Below are 20,570 nucleotides of genomic sequence, written 5' to 3'. Positions count from 1 at the left end.
CGTATTGCCGCCCATCCTGCTTTCACACCCTCAGGCTTCTGTCGCCGGAGCCGCTCCCTGCGCCAGGAAGAAGTCGATCAGCGCGCGGCTGGCGTCCGGGCCGCGGGGATCGGTGTAGGAGCCTTCCGGGTCTCCGCCCGACCACGCGTGCCCGGCCCCGTGCAGGACCCACTGCTCCAGCACCGGCCGGCCCGACGCGTCCGCGCGGACTGTCCGGGTATAGGCCATGCCGCCCGGGCTCGTGCCCCGGGTGACCGTCTCGGCGAGGCCCGAGTCCGGCGCGGCCTGGGCCGCGACCCGGTCGCCGTTGACGGGATGCACGGTGCGATCGCCGTCGCCGTGGAACACGATGGTCGGGACCGCCCGCCGGTTCCGCTCCGGCGCCGCGCCCTGCCCCTTCATGGCCGCGAAGGCGCCGGGCAGGTCCCGGGCCGCCCCGCAGGCCAGCCCGGAATGGACGCCGACGGCTGCGAACAGGTCCGGATAGGTCGCCGCCAGGATCGCCGCCGCCGCGCCGCCGGCCGAGAGCCCGGCCGCGTAGACCCGGCCGGGATCGGCGGAGAAGTCCGCGACGACTGCCCGGGCGATCCCGGCGATCAGCGCCGGCTCGCCACCCTCGCGAACCTGATCATCGGCCGCGTACCAGTTCCAGCAGCGCTGCACATGCGCCGATTGCGGCTGCTCCGGGTAGGCGACCAGGAAGCCCTGCTCCTCGGCGAGGGCATTCATCCGCGTGCCGGCGGCGAAATCGTCGGGGTTCTGCGTGCAGCCGTGCAGCATCACGACGACGGGCTGGCCAGGGCCCCGGTCGCCGCTCGGCACGTAGACCTTGTAGCGCCGGCTGCCGGCCGCGTTCGAAAACACCCGCTCCTCGAACCGCGCCCCAGGCGGGACCGCAACGGTCGCGCGCCGCGCCGGAGCGGTCTTCGGCAGATGCGTCCGCAGGGCGCGCATCATCGCCGACAGGTCCGGTGCTCCGCTGTCCGGGGTCGCCGCGTCGGGACCGTCGTCCCGGCCCGGCGCCGTCCAGGCGCCGCCGGCCGCCCTCGGCGCCTCCATGTCGAGGGTCGGTCCATCGTGGCCGCCGGTCTCCGACCGACCGCCAGTGCTGCGACGCGCCTCGGTCCACCGCGTGAAGGCAGCTTCCTGCGCCTGACGGAACCGCGCCATCGCGTCCCGCATCCCGGCCGCGCGGTCGCCTGCTCCGGCCCCCCGTGCCTTCTGCGCCGCCGCGAAGGCGCGCGGATCGAGGTGCGGCATTCCGAGCGCGGAGAGGTCGAGCTTCGACGGGTCGATGTGGGGGAAGCGGAACATGGAAAATCCTTGTGCAAGGTGTCGGGGCGGATGGCGCGGCCGGCGCGCGGATTGATCAGACGGTGCGGTCGGCCAGAGCGGCCTTGACGGCGGGGCTTGCCTGGAAGGCCCCCAGCACCTCCACGGAGGCGATGGCGGCCCGCGCCAGCTCCGGGGTGACGTCGGCGGCGATCGTGGCGAGGCCGAGGACCTGGATGTGCAGCGGCGTGCCGGCATCCCGGGCCGCCTCCAGCTCCGCCCGCGAGTAGTGCGACAGCCCGAGGCGGAGCTGGCGCCGCGCCACCGATTGCCGGACGGCCTCCTCCTGGCGGTCCAGCTGGTTGCGCACGGCCGTGCGGATGAAGTCGGCCCGGTTGGCGTAGAAGCCGTCGCGGACCATCAGGTCCACGCGCCCGAGATCGACGAAGCCGAGATTGATCGTGATCTTCTCGCTGTCCGGCACCTTGGGCCGGAGGTCACGCACGTTGTCGGTCATCCCAGCGCTCCGGACCATCCCGTTGGATGGTCTGGAGATGGTGATGGGAATGTCGAACGCAAGGGCCGTTCGCGCGCGCCGCCCTGTCCCGGGCGCACGGAACGTCAGCGGGACGCGGCCCGGGATCCGGCGCACGACGGCGCACGACGGCGCGAAGCGTCCGTGCAGATCGCTCGGAGCCGACTGCGCGGCGCTTCCCGCGCCGGAGCCCGGATCAGTTCCGCTGTCGCTCCGCCTGTCCGGGAGCGGGCGGCCGGTTGTGAGCGGCGTCGGCGGGACGCGGTGCGCTGTTCAGGGCGCCGCGCCGATCCCCCGCCCCTTGAGGCTCTCGCCGATCTCGTCGAGGGCTGCGGCGTCGTCGATGGTCGCCGGCATCGTCCAGGGCTCGTCGTCGGCGATGCGCTTCATGGTGGCCCGCAGGATCTTTCCCGAGCGGGTCTTGGGCAGCCGCGGCACGGTGAGCGCGAGCTTGAACGCCGCCACCGGTCCGATCTCGTCGCGCACCTTGGCGACGAGTTCGCGCTCGATCTCGCCGGTCGGCCGGTCGACACCGGCCTTGAGCACCACGAAGCCGCAGGGCACCTCGCCCTTCAGGGCGTCGCGGATGCCGATCACCGCGCACTCGGCCACGTCCGGGTGGCTCGACAGCACCGCTTCCATGCCGCCGGTGGAGAGGCGGTGGCCCGCGACGTTGATGATGTCGTCGGTCCGCCCCAGGACCGTGATGTAGCCGTCCGCGTCGATCACCCCGGCGTCGGACGTGTCGTAGTAGCCCGGGAAGGTGGCGAGGTAGCTCGACCGCATCCGCTCGTCCGAGCCCCAGAGGGTCGGCAGGCAGCCGGGGGGCAGGGGCAGGCGAATCGCGATGGTGCCCATCGTGCCGGCCGGGACGGGCTTGCCGCCCTCGTCCAGCACCTCGACCCGGTAGCCCGGCATCGGCACGCAGGTGCTGCCGTGCTTCACCGGCAGGAGGCCGAGCCCCATCGGGTTGCCGGCGATCGGCCAACCGGTCTCGGTCTGCCACCAATGGTCGATGACCGGCCGGTTCAGCACCCGCTCGGCCCAGGCCACCGAGTCCGGATCGGCGCGCTCGCCGGCCAGGAACAGGCTGCGGAAGGCGGAGAGGTCGTAGTCGGCGATCCGGGCGCCCTTGGAATCCTCCTTCTTGATCGCCCGCAGGGCCGTCGGCGCGGTGAACAGGCAGACCACCCCGTACTCGGCGACGACCCGCCAGAAGGCGCCGGCATCGGGCGTGCCGACCGGCTTGCCCTCGTAGAGGACGGTGGTGCAACCGTGCAGGAGCGGCGCGTAGACGATGTAGGAATGGCCCACGACCCAGCCGATGTCGGAGGCGCAGAAATAGGTCTCGCCGGGCTGCACGCCGTAGAGGTTCGGCATCGACCACGCGAGGGCGACGAGGTAGCCGCCCGTGTCGCGGACCACGCCTTTCGGCTTCCCGGTCGTCCCGGAGGTGTACAGGATGTAGAGCGGATCGGTGGCGGCGACCGGCACGCAGGCTGTGCCCTGCCCCGCCGCCCGGGCGGCCGCGACCGCCTCGGCCCAGTCGCGGTCCCGCTCCGGCACGAGCGCCGCGGCGCATTGCGGCCGCTGCAGGATCAGGCACGCGTCGGGCTTGTGGCGCGAGGCGGCGAGCGCCGCGTCGAGAAGAGGCTTGTAGGCGACCACGCGGTTCGGCTCGATGCCGCAGGAGGCGGCGAGCACCACCTTGGGCGCCGCATCCTCGATCCGCACCGCCAGCTCGTTCGCCGCGAAGCCGCCGAACACTACGGAATGGACCGCGCCGAGCCGGGCGCAGGCGAGCATGCCGAACAGGGCCTCGGGCACCATCGGCATGTAGAGGATGACCCGGTCGCCCTTGCCGACGCCGAAACCGGCCAGCACGGCGGCCAGCGTCGACACTTCATCGCGCAGCGCCCGGTAGGTGACGGCGCGCTTCGTGCCGGTGACGGGCGAGTCGTAGCGGATCGCCACCTGCTCCGCCCGCGCCCCGTCGGCGTGGCGGTCGACCGCGTTGTGACACGCATTGAGCGACCCGTCCGGGAACCAGCGGCCGTAGGGACCGGAATCCGGCGCGAAGGCCTGGCCGGGCGCCCGCGTCCAGTCGATCGCCCGGGCTGCGTCCAGCCAGAAGGCGTCCGGGTCGCGGCGGGCCGCGTCGTAGAGCTCGGGATAGCGGCCCGGAAGGCTGGCGGTGGTCATCGGTTCGGCGTTTCCCCGCGGGCCGCTCTCCGGCGGCGACGGGCAGATTAGCGCATTCTCGCGCGGGGGCGAGGCCGGTCCGTGCCCGAAGGCGGATCCCGACGGGGACGGGAGTGCCGCCGGCGCGGCGGGTGGACCACAACAAAACCGCCGCACCGGGGCTCCCGATGCGGCGGCTGTCAGCCTGGATCTGCTGTCGGTCTGGACGTCGGACGGCTCAGTGCAGCGTGTCGTTGCCCGCCTGGAGCCGGTTCATCTCGTCCTTGAGAAGGAGTTTCCGTCGCTTCAGCTCGGCGATGTGGAGGTCGTTTGCCGATGGCCTGTGGATCGCTTCCTGAATCTCGCGCTCGAGGGCTTCGTGCTTCCGGGCGAGTTGGCTCAGATGCGTCTGCAGCGACATGAGTCGAATCTCCTGTCATCGTTTCGACCCGCCGAGACTGACACAGGATGCCACAGCAGTTGAAGCGTTTTCTCCGGTCAAGCTTGGTGAATGCTTGCCGGGCCCGCTTGTCCGGCGGGAGGGCGTGACGCATGCTCTCCGGCGATGAGCGATCCTTGGTCCCGCAGGTGACGATGGCGGACGAGTCGGGTGAGAATGCGCAGGCCGACCTCCTCGGCGAGCTGGCGCGGCTGCGCGAGGAGCACCGCGACCTCGACAGCGCCATCGAGGCGCTGGAGCGCAGCGTCGCGGGGGACCAGCTCCAGATCCAGCGGCTGAAGAAGCGCAAGCTGACGCTGCGCGACCGCATCTTCCACATCGAGGACGCGCTCACCCCCGATATCATCGCCTGATGCCGGTGGACGCCTCCGGGCATCGTCTTGCCGCGGGCCCGCGCCGCCTGTAAGCGCCGTCTTTTGCCGGGATCAACGATGGCGTCGCCTCCGGTCGCGATCATCATGGGCAGCCAGTCCGATTGGGCGACCATGCGGCATGCCGCCGAGACGCTCGACGCGCTCGGCGTGCCCTACGACGCGCGCATCGTCTCGGCCCACCGCACGCCGGACCGCCTCGTGGCCTTCGCCAAGGGTGCGGTCGCGGCCGGTCTCAAGGTCGTGATCGCCGGCGCGGGCGGCGCCGCGCACCTGCCCGGCATGGCGGCGGCGATGACGCGCCTGCCGGTCTTCGGCGTGCCGGTGGAATCGAAGGCCCTGTCCGGACAGGACAGCCTGCTGTCCATCGTGCAGATGCCGGCGGGCATCCCGGTGGGGACGCTGGCGATCGGCCGGGCCGGAGCGGTCAACGCCGCTCTGCTGGCCGCGGCGGTTCTGGCGCTCTCCGATCCGCAGCTGGCGGAGCGCCTCGACGCGTGGCGCGCGGCCCAGACCGCGTCGGTGGCCGAGCGCCCGGAGACGGAAGCACAATCGTGACGAACGAGTGTCTCGCGTGACGGACAGGATCCTCGGCCCCGGCTCCACCCTCGGCATCGTCGGCGGCGGGCAGCTCGGGCGCATGATCGCGCTGGCGGCGGCCAATTACGGCCTCAAGGTGCACGTCTACGCACCCGATCGGGACAGCCCCGCCTTCGACGTGGCCGCCCGCACCACCTGCGCGGCCTACGACGATGCCGAGGCGCTGGCGGCGTTCGCGCGCAGCGTCGACGTCGTCACCTACGAGTTCGAGAACATCCCGCACGCCACGGCCGACATCCTGGCCCGGCACGCGCCCCTGCACCCGAACGCGCGGGCGCTCTCCACGACGCAGGACCGCCTGTCCGAGAAGGAATTCATCAACGGGCTCGGCATCCCCACGGCGCCGTTCCGGGCGGTGGACACGCCCGACGACCTCGACCGCGCGATCGAGGTGATCGGCCTGCCGGCGGTGCTCAAGACCCGCCGCTTCGGCTACGACGGCAAGGGCCAGCGCATCCTGCGCGAGCGGGCCGAGGGCGACCGCAACGCGCTGTTCGCCGAGTTCGGCGGCGCGCCGCTGATCCTGGAGGGATTCGTGCCCTTCGAGCGCGAGGTCTCGGTGGTGGGCGCCCGCGCCCGCGACGGCAGCTTCGCGGCCTTCGACCTCTGCGAGAACGAGCACCGCGACCACATCCTGGCGCTGACCCGGGTGCCGGCGCCGGGCCTGACGCCGGAGACCGGCTGCGCGGCCCTCGACATCGCCGAGCGCATCGCCGACGCGCTGGACTATGTCGGCGTGCTCGCTGTGGAGATGTTCCTGGTGCGGGCGGACGGGGCGGAGCACCTCGTGGTCAACGAGATCGCGCCCCGGGTCCACAATTCCGGCCACTGGACCATCGAGGGGGCTCTGACCTCGCAATTCGCCCAGCACGTCCGCGCCGTCTGCGGCTGGCCGCTCGGGGACCCGGCCCGGACGGGGGGGCTGCCGGTGGAGATGCGCAATCTGATCGGCGCCCAGGCCGACGACTGGCACGCGCTGCTGGCGGAGCCCGGCGCCCATCTGCACCTATACGGCAAGGGCGAGGCCCGGCCCGGCCGCAAGATGGGGCACGTGACCCGGCTGGGGGTCTGACCGGGCCGGTTTCTGCGGCTTCGGGAACACACCTGCGGCCCCACGGAGGGGCGGGCGGCGCGAACCCGGTGCCGGGGCGCCGTCGAGCCATACCTTCGCCACATCCCGCCGCTTCCACCAAGCCGTAGCCGGTGCCGAATGCGGTCGGTCGATTCTCCCCGCGCTGCCGGCCTAGGGCCGACACGGGCGGCGGACCGGATCGCGACGCGGCGCTTCTTAAGCCGGCCTTCACCGTGATGCGCGACCGTGCCCCCCATCGGGTGTTCCGGCCGCGCGGCGCGGTGCAGGAGACGGGAACTGAGAGGGCGGGGTGGGCTGCGCGGAGCGCGCCGCGCCTCGGGGAGAGTGGGGCGATGATCGTACGTAACGGGCTGGCACGGAAGTCGGCACTGATCGGCGCGGCCGCGCTCTCGGCCGCGGCCCTGGCCGGCTGCGAGACCGTCGGGAGCGCCGCCGGCCCGCGGCAATACGCGGTGCTGGAGACCGACACCACCGGCGCCACGAACGTCAACATCGCGTCGCTGACCGAGGTCGTGCAGCGCAACCCGAACGACGCGGCGGCCTACAACACCCGCGGCGCCGCCTACGCCCGGGCGGGCCAGTTCAACGACGCCATCGCGGACTTCACCAAGGCGATCCAGATCGACCCGAACTCGGCCTCGGCCTTCAACAACCGGGCGCTCGCCAGCCGTCAGGTCGGCCGCGACGGCCCGGCCCTGCAGGATTTCAGCAAGGCGATCCAGATCGATCCGAATTACGGTCCGGCCTATATCGGCCGCGCCAACGTCGAGCGCGCCCAGGGCAGCCTCGACCAGGCGCTCAACGACCTCAACGTCGCGATCCGGCTGATGCCTGAATCGGCCGAGGCCTACCATGCCCGCGGCCTCGTGCGGCAGAAGCAGGGTCAGGACACGCAGGCGATCGCCGATTTCGACGCCGCCATCGACCGCAACCCGTTCGTGTCCGCGCCCTACGCGGCCCGCGGCCAGAGCCTCATCGCCACGAACCAGTATCCGAAGGCGATCGAGGACTACAACGCGGCCCTCAACGTCAACAACAAGGACGCCACGTCGTGGGCGTATCGCGGCTTGGCCTACGAGAAGTCGGGCCAGCGCAAGGAAGCGCTGGAGAATTACCAGCGCGCCTCGACGATCGATCCCAACAATTCCGTCGCGCGCGCCGGTCTCGGCCGCGTGCAGGGTGGCGTGGGCTCGCTGTTCAACTGAAGGTCGCGGCCGCGGGGCTGGGTTCGATCCGCCCCGCGTCGTGAGTTGAGGAGCGGTCTCTCGGGCGAGGCCGATGTCTGATCTTCTCTTCTGAATCGCCGCGGCTCCGCTTCACTCCGTCATCCCGGGGCCGCGCAGCGGAGCCCGGGATCCAGACACGCCGACCTGCCATAGCCCTGCGATGTCGGCGGTTCTGGGTTGCCCGCCTCCGGCGTGCGCCTTCGGGTCCGGGCTCGCCTGCGGCGCCCCGGAACGACGGGGCCGCTCGACAGGAGCAAGCCCAAGGTAGGACGATAAATCTTCTCCAGCGTCGAGCCCTGAGCCCGCAGAGGAGAGGAAGCGCGCGCCTTGCTCGGCACGGGTTCAGCCATCGATTTTGTTTCACGTCGATCGGGAGCAGCGCTCGAGCGCCAAAATCCCAGTTCTGCCAGCGTTTTGATGCAGGTTTCTCGCGTCACGGTAGAGCCAGGGGGTTAGGCCAGCGCATCGGGGCGATCGGACACCCGGTCGACGCGGCTCGCTCGGGCGCGTCAGGAACCGGCCGGGAAGGCGTGCGCGAGATAGGCCCGGACGAAGGCCGGCATCCGCGCCGGATCGATGTCCGCCGCCCCGCGCACGATCTGCATCCCGGCGAGTTCCGGCTCCGCCTCGCTGCGAAGATGGGCCGCGATGCGCGCGTCCAGCAGATCGGCCGGCTCCGGGAAGTGCACCGGGCGCAGGAAGGCGAGCTGGCCTTCCCCTTCCAGCAGCACCCAGTCGGTGCCGGCATCCTCGGGCAGCGCGAGGCCGGTCTCCTCGGTGAGTTCCCGGCCGGCGCTCCCGGCGAGGTCGACGCCGTCCCCGCGCACGTCGTCCGGATCCGGGGTGCCGCAGGGGAAGTAGAGCTGGCCGGCATTGGCCGTGTGGGCGCCCATCGCGCCGAGCAGGACGGCGCCGTCCGCGGTCCAGGGTACGATCGCCGCGAAGGCGTTGGCGATGCGCGCGTCGGCGTGCCGGACGTCCCGGTAGTAGGTGAAGGTCGCGTAGCGCGTCGCGAACAGGTCGAGCTGGGCGATGCCGTCGGCGATCGCCCAGGCGGAGCACAGCAGGACGGTGCCGTCGAACATGCCGGGGCTGCGGGCGATCCGGGCCTGCCAATGCGCCGCGATCGCGGCCGCGTTCTCCCTCGGGAAGGCCCAGTCGTGATCCACGAACCGCGCCGTGACGCCGGCGAGCCGCGTGAGGCGGAAGCCCTCGAAGAACCCGTCAGACATGCAGGACGCCGTCCGAGACCACCACGGCGCCGCCGCCGATCTCGACGCCCTGGAGGGCACCCGCCGCGACGGTGATCTGCAGGTCGATCGTGCTCGGCCGGCCCATGGCCTGCCCCTGGCGGATCGCCACGTCGTGGGTGCCGTCGCCGAGCGCCTCGAACTGCATCAGCACCCCCGCGAAGGCGGAGGCTGCCGAACCCGTGGCCGGGTCCTCCGGGACGCCGAAATTCGGCGCGAACATCCGCACCCGCCAGCTCTGGCCGGTGCGCTCGGGATCCGGGGTGTAGAGGTAGAGCCCGTCCGCCGGATCCGGGGCCTGCGCCGGACGGGCGGCGTCGAGGGCGGCGACCGAGGCGACCGGCACGCAGGTGAAGCTCGGCCCGACGCCGTGGCGGCTCGGCGCGTGCCGGCCGGTGCCGATGTCGCCGGGTTTCAGGCCGAGGAGCGGCGCCAGCACCGCGGGATCCGGCCCGGGGCCGAGATATTCCGGCAGGACCGGAAGCCGGAACCGCGCCCGCCCGCCGCCGCCGTCCGCGCGGGTCTCGACCACGCAGGGCACGATGCCGATCCCCTCCTCCAGGCCGAAGGCCCGGGCATCGCCGCGGGCCGGATCCTGGAGGGCCAGGAGCACCGCGGTCCCCACCGTCGGATGGCCGGCGAACGGCAGCTCGCGTCCGGGGGTGAAGATGCGCAAGCGCGCCCGGTGCCGCGCCTCCGCGGGCGGCAGCACGAACACCGTCTCGGACAGGTTGAACTCCCGGGCGATGGCCTGCATGGCGGCGGTGTCGAGCCCCTCGGATTCGAGCACGACGGCGAGCGGGTTGCCGGCGAGCCGGTCCTCGGTGAACACGTCCAGGGTGACGAAGCGGCGCGCCATCGGGTCGTTCCTTGCTGCTCCGGCTGCCTCCCGGCGGCCGTCGACGAGCGGCGGCTCGACCCGTAGTCGAAGGTCCAGGCCAGGTCACCTGAGGCGGCCATATCGCAGCGGTGTCGCGGCCGCCCGCAAACGGGAACGGACGGCGGTGCACGTCACAGTCGTGCGGGCGGCTACCCGTCCAGTGTCGAGGAGCGGGCGACCGACCCGGCAGGCGTCCGGGCGGATTGCGGCCCTCGTCTTCGATTCAGAAATCCGATGTCGAGGCGGCCGCCCCTGCCCCCACGGGCGCGGCGGCCGGCGCGCCGGCGCCGGTCCGGTCCGCGGCCGAACTGGGCTGGGCACCCTGCTGCCTCATCCGCTGCTCGGCCGCACCCATGGCCCGGTCGACGGCATCGGAATCCTTCGCCCACCGCTGGCTCCAGGCGACAGCCACGACCTGCATCTTCGCCTTCGACCAAGGATGCTCGCCGCGCCACGCCAGGATCTCGGCGGCACCCTTCAACTGCAGATCCGCGGCCTGGGCCCTGACCGCCTCGGTGTAGGTTCCGAGATTGAAGCTTTGGATCGAGCCGTCGCTCATGCCGCGCGACTCGTAGGCATCCTTGCTCATTCTGTTCGCCACGACCCGCTCGCTGACGAATTGCTGGATGGCCGCCATCGCGGCCAAGCCTGCCCGGCTCCGGTCGGCGGGCATCAGGTTGGTCTGCGGAGTGACACCGAAGCCCACCACCACGCGTTCGCCGTTCTCGTCGGTGAAGACGCGGGCGCCCGTTGTGTAGGCAAGCCAATCCGGGTTCCCGGCCTTGATGGCCTCGAATTGCTGGCGGATCGGTAGCTGGGCGGCTTCCCGCTGGAGGGTCAGCGTCGTGTTCCAGATGGTCTCCGCGATGCCGGCGAGCTTCGGCGACCAGATGAGACCGGTCAGGACGTGGTACTTGCCGCTGTCCTCCGCGCTGGGGCCTTCACATTGGACCACCGTGAAGGCACCGGCGGCGACCATGTCGGCGCCGCTCGCGATGCTCTGCTCGATCCGCAGCTGTTGCGTGGCGATGGCGTCGCGCTGCTGGGCCTCGGTCCCACCCGACCATTTCGGATCGAACTTCTTGATCTCGGCGTCGAGCGCCTTGTCCGCGAGCACGCGGGACTTGTCGACGATCGAGAGCTGCTCGACCATGGGCCGGAGGGACGGCGGTGCATCGCTCCCGCCAAACATCTGCACCGCGGCCGACCGGCTAGATTGCAGCGTCGTGCGCATCGACTCCGCGAGCGCCTTCCGGGCGCTGATCTCCGCGTAGGTGAAGGCCGCGTTGCGCCCCACCAGCCAGTTCCGTGAGCCCGGAGCCTCATCGACCGAAGCCTGCTCATGGGCGACGTAGACGAAGTAGCCGTTCTTCTTCTCGTTCTTGCCGTCCTGAAGGTTCTCCTTCGCCTTCCAGTTCGCCCAACACTGCTCCACCGAGGTGGCTTGCGTCCCCGCGACGGGATGAGCGCCGCCGTTGAGAGCCACCGCCGCTTCCGCGGATCCGACCGAGCCGGGCGACTGGGCGAAGGCGGCCCCACTCACGGATGCGAGCATCAGGCCGGCCACGCTGAAGGATCGGCCGGAGAATCGGCGGCGGGTTGCAGTCATCTCGTTTCTCCCAATCAGCGCCGGCCGAGACCGCCGATGGCGCCCCCGAGGATTCCCATGAAGGCGCGTGCCGCCTGCTCGTTTTGGAGGCGCTGCTGCTCGGCCTGGCGCTGGCCTTCCATCAGGCGGTCGACTGCGTCGGCCGCCTCGCGGTGTCCCATCCCCGCGGCGCGCTTGAAGAGCCGGTAGGCCTCATCCGGACCGGCGCCCTCGACGCGGCCCTTCGAGATCATCGTCGCGAGGCTGACCATCGCGTCCGGATCGCCGAGATTGGCGCCCTGCCGGAAGCTCGCGACGGCGCCGGCCAGATCGTTGCGCCCGACCCGGGTATCCAAGAGCGCCCAGCCGAAATTGTCGTAGGCCGCCCGATAGTTCTGGCGCATCAGGACCTGCAGCAGAGGCAGGGCCTTCCTGGGGTCGGACGTCTGGTAGGCCCGAGCGAGCTGGTATCGGTAGCGTCGCTCCTCCGGATATTGCCGCACGGCGATCTCGCAGGCCTCGATCGCCTCGGCGCCGGCCCCTTTCAAGACATCCCAGGGGACCCCAGTCGTCGTTTGCGGGCGATCCGGGTCGTACGGACCCGCCGCATTCCGGTCGCAGGACTCGCCCGCTCGCGCGATCTTCGCTTGGCGCTGAGCGTCCGCCTCCCGCTGGAGTGCCTCGCGCTGGACGCGCTCCACCGCCTCTCGCTTCGCCCGTTCGACGCTCTGCCGCCAGTCGGCGACAACCTTGCGGTCGACGATCTGAAGCTTGTCGCCGGTCCGCGGATGGAACCCGGAATTGTCGAAGAACTCGTAGGTCTGGCCTTCACGCCAGTACCAGACCCTAGGCTGCCCCGTGACGGGGTCGAACCAGGCCGCGCTCGTCGGATCGACCGGCTTCGGCGGTCGCAGGCGCCGATCCGCGCGCTCCTGCTCCTCCTTCTTCAGAGCTTGAGATTTCGGCACGCAGACAGTCACGTCAGACTTGATCGAGAGCGCCCCGCCGGCATCCGCGTCCTTACGAGTCTCCTCGAGGATCTTGACACGCACGAGTCCGGAAAGGTTGATCTGCTCCAATTGTCTGAAGCGCTGCTCGGCGTCGCTGTTGACGATTTCCGCGCGATTTTCGCGCGAAGACTTAACTTCAAAGCCTATAACTTGACCGATGGCGATCTGATTGATGCGGTCCAGGGCTCGCTTCCGGGCCGCATCCATGTCGGACCACGTTCCGAAGGCTTCATCGACGGCGACCGGTACGGTCTCCTGACGGACGCAATCGCTGTCATCATAGGCGTGAACTGGTCCCATCATCAGGATCAACGTCCCGACGCAAGCCAGCATCGGCGTGACGATGCGGCAGAGCTTTACCGAAGATTCGTCAGACGACAGCGCGGTGAGCCTTGCATTGGCCTGCGGTCGGAGTTTGAGCACGTTCGAGCAGCCATCAACGAAAAGCCGTGTCCGTCATCCTTGCCACAGATCTATTCCCGTATACGACACGTAGTTCGCGTTGAAATTGCAATTTCCCCATGAATTTCCTTAAGGTTTATGTGGGGCCGAGCCGATGCAGCCGCCTCGGCGTCCAAAGCGTTCAGCCTTGGCGCGGCGTGTTGCAGCCGCGTCGTTAGCGTCGACCGAAACATCCCAATCGCGCTGGCTTGGGGCCCGCAGCCTATGAGTGGCAACAGCCCTTTGGCGGAGTTGCGACGGCCATCCTCGCAGGTTTCGTCTGACCGGCTCAAACCACCTCGACCGGAAACCGCACGCTCGGAGTCACGTATTCCTCCTGCGCCGCCACCGTCAGGATCTCCCGGGATCCCGCCTCGGCGGTGCGCTTGAGCAGCCCGTAGACCGAGGCCGCCGCCGCGCCGAGCGCCGCTTCGGCCGAGCCGGTCCGCGCGTAGTGCACCAGGAACAGGGCCGCGATGCAGTCGCCCGCCCCGTTCACCGCGATGGCCAGCCGCGGGGTGCGGACCCGGAACAGCCGGCCCTCTGTGCCGGCGAGCAGGTCGATCCGGTCGGACGGCGTATCGGCGCAGAGCGCCGAGGTCACCAGCACCACCCGTGGCCCCCGGGCCTGAAGCGCCGCGATCGCCGCGCCGGCCTCCGCCAATGTGCTGTTCGGCAGCCCGGTGAGGCGGCCGAGTTCGAACTGGTTGGGGGTGAGGATGTCGGCTTCCGGAACGGCGCGCTCGCGCAGGAACGCCTCGATCCCCGGCCGGACGTACACCCCCTCCTCGACGTCGCCGATCACCGGGTCGCAGCAGTAGAGTGCTTGGCGGTTCGCCGCCCGCACGGCACCAACCGCCTCCAGGATCGCGGCGCCGATCTCGGCCGAACCCATGTAGCCCGACAGCACCGCGTCGCAGGTGGGCAGCACCCCGCGCTCGCCGATGCCCTCGACCACCTCGCGGATCATCGCGGCGTCGAAGACCGGACCGCGCCACGCGCCGTAGCCCGTGTGGTTCGAGAACTGCACCGTGTGGACCGGCCAGACTTCGACGCCGAGCCGCTGCATCGGGAACACCGCCGAGGCGTTGCCGACATGGCCGTAGGCAACGTGGGACTGGATCGACAGGACGTTCAACGCGGGACTCGCTCGTAGTCACGCCAGGGTTAGCCGGTTCCCGCTCCGGCCGCACCCCCATCCCTTGCCGCCCTCCCCCGCGCGCCTCAGATGGGAGCGACCCCCCCCGTCTGAAGCTGAGCCCCATGGACCTCGAAGCCCTGCGCACGACGACCCTCGCCTTCGTGGAGGCGCACAAGGCCTGGACGCCGCTGATCGCGGGCGGCCTCGCCTTCTGCGAATCGATCGCGATCCTCTCGCTGTTCGTGCCGGCGACCGTGATCCTCATCGCCGTCGGCGCCCTGGTGGGCGGCGCCGACATCCCGTTCTGGCCGGTCGTCCTCGGCGGCGCCCTCGGCGCGGCGCTGGGGGACTGGATCTCCTACGAGGCGGGGCGCTGGCTCGGGCCGGGGGCGAAGACCAAGTGGCCGCTGCGGCGCTATCCCGCGCTGATGGCCAAGGCCGAGGCCTTCATCGGGCGCTGGGGCATCGCCGCCGTGGCGCTCGGGCGCTTCTTCGGCCCGGCCCGCGCCCTGGTCCCGCTGTTTGCCGGCATCCTCGGCCTGTCGAGGCTGCCGTTCCAGCTCGCCAACGTCGCCTCGGCCCTGGTCTGGGCCTTCGTGCTTTTAGCCCCCGGGGCCGGGCTGCTGACATGGCTCGACCGATGAAGGGGCGCGACCGCTGATGCGCCGCTTCCCGCCGGAGCGGATCGTCTGCCTCACCGAGGAGACCGTCGAGACCCTGTACCTGCTGGGCGCGGAGGATCGCATCGTCGGCGTCTCGGGCTACGCGTTGCGCCCACCCCGGGTCCGGAAGGAGAAGCCGCGCGTCTCGGCCTTCACCAGCGCCGACATCCCGAAGATCCTGGCCCTGGTGCCGGATCTGGTCCTCGCCTTCTCGGACCTCCAGGCCGACATCGTCGCCGACCTCGCCCGCGCGGGGGTGGCGGTCCACCTGTTCAACCAGCGCGACGTGGCGGGCTGCCTCGCCATGGTGCGCACGCTGGGCGCGCTCGTGGGCCTGCCCGAGCGGGCCGAGATCCTGGCGGCCGGCTTCGAGGCGCGGCTGGCGGAGGCGGAAGCAGCTGTGCGGGACCGTCCGCCCCTGCGGGTCTACTTCGAGGAGTGGGATGCGCCGATGATCTCCGGGATCGGCTGGGTCTCGGACCTGATCGGCCTCGCGGGCGGCCGCGACGTCTTCCCGGCCCTGAGCCGGCAGCCGGCCGCGAAGGACCGGATCGTCACCGCCGAGGCGGTGGTCGCGGCCGCGCCCGACGTGATCCTCGCCTCCTGGTGCGGGAAGCGGGTCAACGTCGACCGCATCCGGTCGCGGCCCGGCTGGGACGCGATCCCGGCCGTGCGCGACGGGCGCATCCACGAGATCAAGTCGCCGCTCATCCTGCAGCCCGGCCCGGCCGCGCTCACCGACGGGTTCGACGCGATCCGGGCGTGCCTCGGATGAACGTCCCGGGGTGATCCCGCGCCGCAGGTGACGGACGGCGCCGGGATTGGCAGGATGTCCCGATTCGGTACAGACGCATCCCCCAGACGCATCCCCCAAGAGTGATGTCCGCTTCCCTCGGCCTTCCCGATTCCGCCGCCTCGATTGCCGAGGCGTTGCTGCCGCCCGACCGGCGGCAGTCGCCGACAGCCCTCAGGATCCAGCGCGGCGTGCGCCGGCTGTTCTCCGAGATGGGCTGCGTCACGCTGCCGGAATTCTCCCTCGTCAACGGCCGCCGGGCCGACGTCATCGCCCTTTGCGGGGCCGGGAAGCTCACCATCGTGGAGATCAAGTCGAGCGTCGCGGATTTCCGCGCCGACCGGAAATGGCCGGATTACCGCGATTTCTGCGACCGCTTCTTCTTCGCGATCCCCGAGGACGTGCCGGAGGCTCTGATCCCCGAGGAATGCGGGCTGATCGTCGCCGACGCCTACGGGGCCGGGATCCTGCGGGAGCCCCCCGAGCACCCGCTGAGCGGCGCCCGCCGCAAGGCCGTGACGCTCCGCTTCGCCCACAGCGCCGCGCGCATCCTGCACGCGCTGGCCGATCCCGGCGCGGTGCGGGAGGGGGCGCTGTAGCGCCTCAACCTGAGCGCTTCTCCCGGGGCCGGCAGGCTGCTGCGAAGCGCGCAGAGACGCGGACGCCGCAACGGCTTCGGCATCCGGCGATCGACAGGCCAGCCCGGCGAACAAGCCATGCCGGTGTTCATGGTGTTCATACAGGCGGAAAACGTCCTAGAACGGCCGAGCTTGCCGGAGTTCCGGCGCGAAAGCGGTCGATCCATGACATCCGTCGCCCTGTTCGAGCTGATCCTGGGCCTGCTCGGCGCTGCCCTGCTGCTGTCGCTGGCGGCCGGGCGCCTGGGCTTTCCGCCGGCCGCGGCCCTGGTCGTCGGCGGCATGGCGCTGGCTCTGGCGCCGGGCCTGCCGGCCTTCGACCTCGACCCGGACCTGATCATGGTCCTGTTCCTGCCGCCGCTCCTGCTCGAATCCGCCTACTTCACCGTCTGGCGCGACTTCCGGGCGAGCCTCGGCCCGATCCTGTCGCTCTCGCTCGGGGCGGTCCTGTTCACGACCCTGGTGGTGGGGCTCGTCGCGCACATGCTCGTGCCCGCCCTGCCCTGGGCCGCCTGCTTCGCGCTGGGCGCCATCGTCTCGCCGCCGGACGCGGTGGCCGCCAAGGCGGTCCTCGCCCGCGTCGCCCTGCCCCGCCGGATGATCACGGTCCTGGAGGGCGAGAGCCTCGTCAACGACGCGTCGGGACTCGTGCTCTACCGGTTCGCCGTGGCGGCCGCGCTGACGGGCAGCTTCAGCGCCTGGGCGGCGGCCGGCAGCTTCGCGTGGCTCGCGGTGGCCGGCGTCGCGGTCGGGATCGCCTGCGGGCTGGCGGTGAACGCCGTGATGCGGCGGCTGCACGATGCCAACGCCATCACGGTGCTGAGCTTCCTCGCCGCCTACGTCGCCTACCTCGCGGCCGAGGAGGTCCACGCCTCCGGCGTCCTCGCCGTGGTCGCCTGCGGCCTGATGATGGGCGGCCGGGAGCACGAGACCTTCGACGCCCATGCCCGCCGCCATTCCGTGGCGGTGTGGGAATTCGTGGTGTTCGTCCTGGAGGCCCTGGTCTTCGTGCTGATCGGGCTGGCGCTCCGCGGCGTGCTGGCGCGGAGCGGCGGGCAGGTCGGCGCGCTCGCGGCGGACCTGCCCCTGGCGCTCGCCGTCACGGCGGCCTGCGTGATCGCCCGGCTGCTCTGGGTGTTCCCGGCCGTCTACCTGCGGCGGCTCGTGTCGCCGCGGCATCGCGCGCGGGAACCGGCTCCGCGCCCCGCCGTGCCGCTGATCGTGGGCTGGGCCGGCATGCGCGGAGTCGTGACCCTCGCGGCCGCCCTGGCCCTGCCGGTGGATTTCCCGGGCCGCGACGCGATCCTGATCGCGGCTTTCGTGGTGATCCTGTTCACCGTGCTGGTCCAGGGCACCACGCTGGGCCCGCTGATCCGCCGGCTGCGCCTCGACCCGATCGCACATCTGCCCGACGGTCATCTCGACGCGCCGATGGCTCGCGTGGTCGTCAACGAGGCCGGTCTGACCGCCCTGGAGGGACTGGTGTTTCCCGAGAGCGGCGCGCTCCAGCACCCGCGCCTCGTCGAGGAATACCGCCGCCGGGTCCGGGCGACGTCCCGCGACCGCGACGAGCGGAAGGCCCTGGAGGCCGAGAAGAACGAGCACTTCGCCGCCGCGCTGCTCGCCGTGCGGTCAGGCCGGTCGGCGCTGATCGGCCTGCACCGGGAGAACCGGATCCACAGCTCGGTGCTGCGTCAGCTGGAGGCGGAGATCGACCTGGAGGAACTCCACCTCAAGCGGCTGGCCGGGGCCGCGCCGGCCCACGGCTGAGCCCGACCACGACGGTCAGTGGGCGGCGCAGCCGTCCGCGGGCTGGCCGTAGCCGCTGTAGACTACGCGCACCTTGCGCAGGCAGGTTCCTTCGGACTTCGGCGCCGCCGCCACGGGGGCGACCTCCACCGGCTCGACCCGCAGGGTGGCGGCCACCGGCTGGTCCTCCGACGTCGCCAGGGCGCGGCTGGCGCTCATCACGAACGGCGTGGCGACGAGCGACGAGATGGCGAGCGCGGCGAAGACGGCGATGTTCTTGCGGCCGAAGGTATTGAGCGTGCGGGCAGTGCGCATGACTGGTCGTCCGATGTCGTCTGTTCGGCAGCGCTGAGGTGCCGAGATCCCCTGTTGCGGCGATAACTTGGCCGTTGCCTTGACGGTTCCCGGTATTGCCCAAAAACCGCCACGCTTGCGTGTCCCGCCGCACGTCGGAGCCCGGTCTCAGAAGATCTTGCGGTACTGCACGAAGCCCGACTTGTCGGCGATCCGGTCGTAGAGCTGCATCGCGTCGGCGTTGGTCTCGTGGGTCAGCCAGTGAACGCGGGAGCAGCCCGCCGCCTCTGCGGCCGCGTAGACGTGCTCGATCAGCCGCCGCCCGATCCCGAGACCCCGTGTGCCGTCCGCCACGAACAGGTCCTGCAGGTAACAGTAGTCGCCGATCGTCCAGGCCGAGCGATGGCGGATGTGGTGGACGAGGCCGACGGCTTCGGCCCCGCGCCAGGCCAGGGCGCCGTCGACCGGCTCGGCTGGGTCGTTGAGGCGCCGCCAGGTCGTGTCCGTGACGGCCGCCGGCAGATCGACCTTGTAGAAGGCCTGATAGCCCCGCCAGAGCGGCAGCCAGGCGTCCCGGTCGCCTGCGCCGATCGGGCGGATCGCGATGCCGGCCGTGTCCCCGTCCATGATGTCCTCCGCGTGCCGTCGGGCGGGATCGGATCACCAACCGCCCCGGTCGCGCAAGCCGCTCCGCCTTGCACCCCTGCCCGCCGGCACCTAAACCGGCCGGCCGGCGGCCCGATCCGCCGTACGAGCCCGAGCCTCCGAGAGCGATGTCCCAGACGAAATCCTTCCAGGGTCTGATCCTGACGCTTCAGGAATTCTGGGCGGCGCAGGGCTGCGTGATCCTCCAGCCCTACGACATGGAGGTCGGCGCCGGCACCTTCCATCCGGCCACGACCCTGCGGGCGCTCGGCCCGAAGCCCTGGAAGGCGGCCTACGTGCAGCCCTCGCGCAGGCCCAAGGACGGCCGCTACGGCGAGAACCCCAACCGGCTGCAGCACTATTACCAGTTCCAGGTGATCCTGAAGCCGAACCCGTCGAACCTGCAGGAGCTCTATCTCGCCTCGCTGGCCGCCATCGGCGTCGACCTGAAGCTCCACGACATCCGCTTCGTCGAGGACGACTGGGAGAGCCCGACGCTCGGTGCCTGGGGCTTGGGCTGGGAGTGCTGGTGCGACGGGATGGAGGTCAGCCAGTTCACCTATTTCCAGCAGGTGGCGGGCTTCGAATGCGCGCCGGTGGCGGGCGAGCTGACCTACGGGCTGGAGCGCCTCGCCATGTACGTCCAGGGCGTCGAGAACGTCTACGACCTCGACTTCAACGGCGCCGAAGGTCCCGACCGGATCACCTACGGCGACGTGTTCCTGCAGGCCGAGCAGGAATATTCCCGCCACAACTTCGAGTCGGCCGACACCGCGATGCTGTTCCGCCAGTTCACCGACGCGGAGACCGCCTGCCGCTCCTACCTCGACGCGGGCGCGCCGAACGCGGAGGGCGCGCGCCACCGGATGGCCCAGCCGGCCTACGACCAGTGCATCAAGGCGAGCCACGTCTTCAACCTGCTCGACGCGCGCGGCGTGATCTCGGTGACCGAGCGCCAGAGCTACATCCTGCGGGTGCGGGAACTCGCCAAGGCCTGCGGCGCGGCGTGGCTGAAGACGGCGGCCGGGGGGGCTTGAGGCTTCTCCAAGAAGGCGGTGCGGGCCGCGATCGGCGCGGCCCGGATCGTTGCGAGCCGAGCGAAGCCATCCGGCGACGCTCCGCACGGGAGGGCCAACGCGCAGTCCTGACCTGCCGCGTCGCGCTCACGATGACGGCATGTGGGCCCGGCGGAGCCCCTGGCCCCCTCGCGCGTTGCAACCCCCGCCAACCGGCGCGCTTCGGCGCGTCCGCAGACGCGGGAACACGCCTATGAAGAAGACCCTCCTCGCCCTCAGCCTCGTCGGGCTCGGCCTCGCCCCCGCGCTGGCGGCCGATCCCGGTCCGGAGGCCGTGGTCAAGAAACTCTACGCCGAGCCGCACCCGAATCACTCGGCGGTCTACACGAAGCGGCTCCAGGGCCTGTTCGACGCCGATGCCAAGCAGGCCAACGGTGCCACCGGCAACCTCGATTTTGACTTCCGCCTCAACGGCGAGCCGATGAAGCCCGACACGGTGAAGAGCCTGACCTTCCGGGAGGCCACTGAGGGCAAGGATCAGGCGAAGGTCACGGTGGAGCGCAAGGGCGGCGACGGCTCGAAGTCGATCGTCTACGACCTCGTGCGCGAGGATGGCGGCTGGAAGGTCTCGGACGCCCACGCCATCGGCGACCGCAAGTGGCAGCTCTCGACGATCCTCAAGGGCGAGGCGCGCTGACGCCGTCAGGCGGCCCTCGACAGGGGTG

22 protein-coding genes are annotated in these 20,570 nt (G+C 71.1%); 11 read left to right on the top strand and 11 right to left on the bottom strand.

Features of this window, described 5'->3' with window-relative positions; all coding sequences use genetic code 11:
* Positions 1 to 30: 30 nt before the first annotated feature.
* The 4 genes from ACLBX9_RS17290 to ACLBX9_RS17275 form a co-directional block, all read right to left on the bottom strand.
* Positions 31 to 1,314 (bottom strand): extracellular catalytic domain type 1 short-chain-length polyhydroxyalkanoate depolymerase, encoded by a 1,284-nt coding sequence (locus tag ACLBX9_RS17290; protein ID WP_447719818.1) that lies wholly within the window; start codon positions 1,312 to 1,314, stop codon positions 31 to 33.
* Between the two features lie 55 nt (positions 1,315 to 1,369).
* Positions 1,370 to 1,789, bottom strand: a complete 420-nt coding sequence (locus tag ACLBX9_RS17285; RefSeq protein ID WP_447719817.1) for a CopG family transcriptional regulator — start codon at positions 1,787 to 1,789, stop codon at positions 1,370 to 1,372.
* 291 nt (positions 1,790 to 2,080) lie between these two features.
* On the bottom strand, positions 2,081 to 4,009 hold the full coding sequence (locus ACLBX9_RS17280; protein ID WP_447719816.1) for a propionyl-CoA synthetase: 1,929 nt from the start codon (positions 4,007 to 4,009) through the stop codon (positions 2,081 to 2,083).
* Between the two features lie 217 nt (positions 4,010 to 4,226).
* Positions 4,227 to 4,409: a YdcH family protein gene (locus ACLBX9_RS17275; protein WP_010686300.1), complete on the bottom strand. Its 183-nt coding sequence runs from the start codon at positions 4,407 to 4,409 to the stop codon at positions 4,227 to 4,229.
* 131 nt (positions 4,410 to 4,540) lie between these two features.
* Here ACLBX9_RS17275 and ACLBX9_RS17270 point away from each other — a divergent pair, with 131 nt between their 5' ends.
* The 4 genes from ACLBX9_RS17270 to ACLBX9_RS17255 all read left to right on the top strand — a co-directional run bounded on the left by ACLBX9_RS17270 (position 4,541) and on the right by ACLBX9_RS17255 (position 7,717).
* On the top strand, positions 4,541 to 4,801 hold the full coding sequence (locus ACLBX9_RS17270) for a YdcH family protein (RefSeq protein ID WP_010686301.1): 261 nt from the start codon (positions 4,541 to 4,543) through the stop codon (positions 4,799 to 4,801).
* Between the two features lie 78 nt (positions 4,802 to 4,879).
* On the top strand, positions 4,880 to 5,377 hold the full coding sequence (gene purE, locus ACLBX9_RS17265; RefSeq protein WP_010686302.1) for a 5-(carboxyamino)imidazole ribonucleotide mutase: 498 nt from the start codon (positions 4,880 to 4,882) through the stop codon (positions 5,375 to 5,377).
* A gap of 16 nt (positions 5,378 to 5,393) precedes the next feature.
* Positions 5,394 to 6,491, top strand: a complete 1,098-nt coding sequence (locus ACLBX9_RS17260; RefSeq protein ID WP_447719815.1) for a 5-(carboxyamino)imidazole ribonucleotide synthase — start codon at positions 5,394 to 5,396, stop codon at positions 6,489 to 6,491.
* Between the two features lie 353 nt (positions 6,492 to 6,844).
* Positions 6,845 to 7,717, top strand: coding sequence for a tetratricopeptide repeat protein (locus ACLBX9_RS17255; RefSeq protein WP_010686304.1), 873 nt, complete (start codon positions 6,845 to 6,847; stop codon positions 7,715 to 7,717).
* Between the two features lie 530 nt (positions 7,718 to 8,247).
* Here the strand turns inward: ACLBX9_RS17255 and ACLBX9_RS17250 are convergent.
* The 4 genes from ACLBX9_RS17250 to ACLBX9_RS17235 form a co-directional block, all read right to left on the bottom strand.
* Entirely contained in the window at positions 8,248 to 8,970 is a 723-nt protein-coding gene (locus ACLBX9_RS17250; protein WP_010686305.1) for an NUDIX hydrolase, read from the bottom strand.
* A complete protein-coding gene (locus ACLBX9_RS17245) occupies positions 8,963 to 9,847 on the bottom strand; it encodes a PhzF family phenazine biosynthesis protein (RefSeq protein WP_447719814.1) in 885 nt (294 codons plus the stop codon). Before ACLBX9_RS17245 ends, ACLBX9_RS17250 begins: the two co-directional genes overlap by 8 nt.
* A 244-nt stretch (positions 9,848 to 10,091) precedes the next feature.
* Positions 10,092 to 11,477 (bottom strand): hypothetical protein, encoded by a 1,386-nt coding sequence (locus tag ACLBX9_RS17240; RefSeq protein WP_447719813.1) that lies wholly within the window; start codon positions 11,475 to 11,477, stop codon positions 10,092 to 10,094.
* Positions 11,478 to 11,491: 14 nt separating this feature from the next.
* Positions 11,492 to 12,508 carry a tetratricopeptide repeat protein gene (locus ACLBX9_RS17235; RefSeq protein WP_447719812.1) on the bottom strand — a complete coding sequence of 339 codons (1,017 nt, stop codon included), beginning with the start codon at positions 12,506 to 12,508 and terminating at the stop codon, positions 11,492 to 11,494.
* A gap of 27 nt (positions 12,509 to 12,535) precedes the next feature.
* Here ACLBX9_RS17235 and ACLBX9_RS17230 point away from each other — a divergent pair, with 27 nt between their 5' ends.
* A complete protein-coding gene (locus ACLBX9_RS17230; RefSeq protein WP_447719811.1) occupies positions 12,536 to 12,991 on the top strand; it encodes a hypothetical protein in 456 nt (151 codons plus the stop codon).
* A gap of 205 nt (positions 12,992 to 13,196) precedes the next feature.
* Here the strand turns inward: ACLBX9_RS17230 and pdxY are convergent, their stop codons facing one another.
* The gene (gene pdxY / locus ACLBX9_RS17225) at positions 13,197 to 14,045 is read right to left on the bottom strand and encodes a pyridoxal kinase PdxY (RefSeq protein WP_447719810.1); all 849 of its coding nucleotides are present in this window, start codon (positions 14,043 to 14,045) and stop codon (positions 13,197 to 13,199) included.
* Between the two features lie 125 nt (positions 14,046 to 14,170).
* On the opposite strand from pdxY, the gene ACLBX9_RS17220 reads away from it, so the two are divergent.
* The 4 genes from ACLBX9_RS17220 to ACLBX9_RS17205 all read left to right on the top strand — a co-directional run bounded on the left by ACLBX9_RS17220 (position 14,171) and on the right by ACLBX9_RS17205 (position 17,911).
* Positions 14,171 to 14,692, top strand: a complete 522-nt coding sequence (locus tag ACLBX9_RS17220) for a DedA family protein (protein ID WP_447719809.1) — start codon at positions 14,171 to 14,173, stop codon at positions 14,690 to 14,692.
* Between the two features lie 16 nt (positions 14,693 to 14,708).
* Positions 14,709 to 15,485 carry a cobalamin-binding protein gene (locus ACLBX9_RS17215; RefSeq protein ID WP_447719808.1) on the top strand — a complete coding sequence of 259 codons (777 nt, stop codon included), beginning with the start codon at positions 14,709 to 14,711 and terminating at the stop codon, positions 15,483 to 15,485.
* 104 nt (positions 15,486 to 15,589) lie between these two features.
* Positions 15,590 to 16,102 carry an MmcB family DNA repair protein gene (locus ACLBX9_RS17210; protein WP_447719807.1) on the top strand — a complete coding sequence of 171 codons (513 nt, stop codon included), beginning with the start codon at positions 15,590 to 15,592 and terminating at the stop codon, positions 16,100 to 16,102.
* Between the two features lie 204 nt (positions 16,103 to 16,306).
* Entirely contained in the window at positions 16,307 to 17,911 is a 1,605-nt protein-coding gene (locus ACLBX9_RS17205; protein WP_010686311.1) for a Na+/H+ antiporter, read from the top strand.
* 15 nt (positions 17,912 to 17,926) lie between these two features.
* On the opposite strand, the gene ACLBX9_RS17200 is transcribed toward ACLBX9_RS17205, so the two are convergent.
* Together ACLBX9_RS17200 and ACLBX9_RS17195 are read right to left on the bottom strand one after the other, a co-directional pair.
* Entirely contained in the window at positions 17,927 to 18,205 is a 279-nt protein-coding gene (locus tag ACLBX9_RS17200; RefSeq protein WP_010686312.1) for a hypothetical protein, read from the bottom strand.
* A 147-nt stretch (positions 18,206 to 18,352) separates the two neighbouring features.
* Positions 18,353 to 18,811, bottom strand: a complete 459-nt coding sequence (locus ACLBX9_RS17195) for a GNAT family N-acetyltransferase (RefSeq protein WP_010686313.1) — start codon at positions 18,809 to 18,811, stop codon at positions 18,353 to 18,355.
* 146 nt (positions 18,812 to 18,957) lie between these two features.
* On the opposite strand from ACLBX9_RS17195, the gene ACLBX9_RS17190 reads away from it, so the two are divergent.
* Positions 18,958 to 19,866: a glycine--tRNA ligase subunit alpha gene (locus ACLBX9_RS17190; RefSeq protein ID WP_447719806.1), complete on the top strand. Its 909-nt coding sequence runs from the start codon at positions 18,958 to 18,960 to the stop codon at positions 19,864 to 19,866.
* Positions 19,867 to 20,098: 232 nt separating this feature from the next.
* Positions 20,099 to 20,542, top strand: coding sequence for a hypothetical protein (locus ACLBX9_RS17185; protein WP_010686315.1), 444 nt, complete (start codon positions 20,099 to 20,101; stop codon positions 20,540 to 20,542).
* Positions 20,543 to 20,570: the final 28 nt, after the last annotated feature.

The sequence above is a fragment of the Methylobacterium sp. A49B genome (genome assembly GCF_053346215.1).
Note: the sequence above shows the minus strand (reverse complement) of the source record. Positions and strands in the feature narration are given on the sequence as shown.

Coding starts and splice junctions, on each gene's coding strand:
- ACLBX9_RS17245 (WP_447719814.1), bottom strand. CDS start 9,847: ATGGCGCGCCGCTTCGTCACCCTGGACGTGTTCACCGAGGACCGGCTC.
- ACLBX9_RS17285 (WP_447719817.1), bottom strand. CDS start 1,789: ATGACCGACAACGTGCGTGACCTCCGGCCCAAGGTGCCGGACAGCGAG.
- ACLBX9_RS17275 (WP_010686300.1), bottom strand. CDS start 4,409: ATGTCGCTGCAGACGCATCTGAGCCAACTCGCCCGGAAGCACGAAGCC.
- ACLBX9_RS17240 (WP_447719813.1), bottom strand. CDS start 11,477: ATGACTGCAACCCGCCGCCGATTCTCCGGCCGATCCTTCAGCGTGGCC.
- ACLBX9_RS17210 (WP_447719807.1), top strand. CDS start 15,590: ATGTCCGCTTCCCTCGGCCTTCCCGATTCCGCCGCCTCGATTGCCGAG.
- ACLBX9_RS17290 (WP_447719818.1), bottom strand. CDS start 1,314: ATGTTCCGCTTCCCCCACATCGACCCGTCGAAGCTCGACCTCTCCGCG.
- ACLBX9_RS17200 (WP_010686312.1), bottom strand. CDS start 18,205: ATGCGCACTGCCCGCACGCTCAATACCTTCGGCCGCAAGAACATCGCC.
- ACLBX9_RS17270 (WP_010686301.1), top strand. CDS start 4,541: ATGCTCTCCGGCGATGAGCGATCCTTGGTCCCGCAGGTGACGATGGCG.
- ACLBX9_RS17195 (WP_010686313.1), bottom strand. CDS start 18,811: ATGGACGGGGACACGGCCGGCATCGCGATCCGCCCGATCGGCGCAGGC.
- ACLBX9_RS17280 (WP_447719816.1), bottom strand. CDS start 4,009: ATGACCACCGCCAGCCTTCCGGGCCGCTATCCCGAGCTCTACGACGCG.
- ACLBX9_RS17255 (WP_010686304.1), top strand. CDS start 6,845: ATGATCGTACGTAACGGGCTGGCACGGAAGTCGGCACTGATCGGCGCG.
- ACLBX9_RS17205 (WP_010686311.1), top strand. CDS start 16,307: ATGACATCCGTCGCCCTGTTCGAGCTGATCCTGGGCCTGCTCGGCGCT.
- ACLBX9_RS17250 (WP_010686305.1), bottom strand. CDS start 8,970: ATGTCTGACGGGTTCTTCGAGGGCTTCCGCCTCACGCGGCTCGCCGGC.
- ACLBX9_RS17190 (WP_447719806.1), top strand. CDS start 18,958: ATGTCCCAGACGAAATCCTTCCAGGGTCTGATCCTGACGCTTCAGGAA.
- purE (WP_010686302.1), top strand. CDS start 4,880: ATGGCGTCGCCTCCGGTCGCGATCATCATGGGCAGCCAGTCCGATTGG.
- ACLBX9_RS17220 (WP_447719809.1), top strand. CDS start 14,171: ATGGACCTCGAAGCCCTGCGCACGACGACCCTCGCCTTCGTGGAGGCG.
- ACLBX9_RS17185 (WP_010686315.1), top strand. CDS start 20,099: ATGAAGAAGACCCTCCTCGCCCTCAGCCTCGTCGGGCTCGGCCTCGCC.
- ACLBX9_RS17215 (WP_447719808.1), top strand. CDS start 14,709: ATGCGCCGCTTCCCGCCGGAGCGGATCGTCTGCCTCACCGAGGAGACC.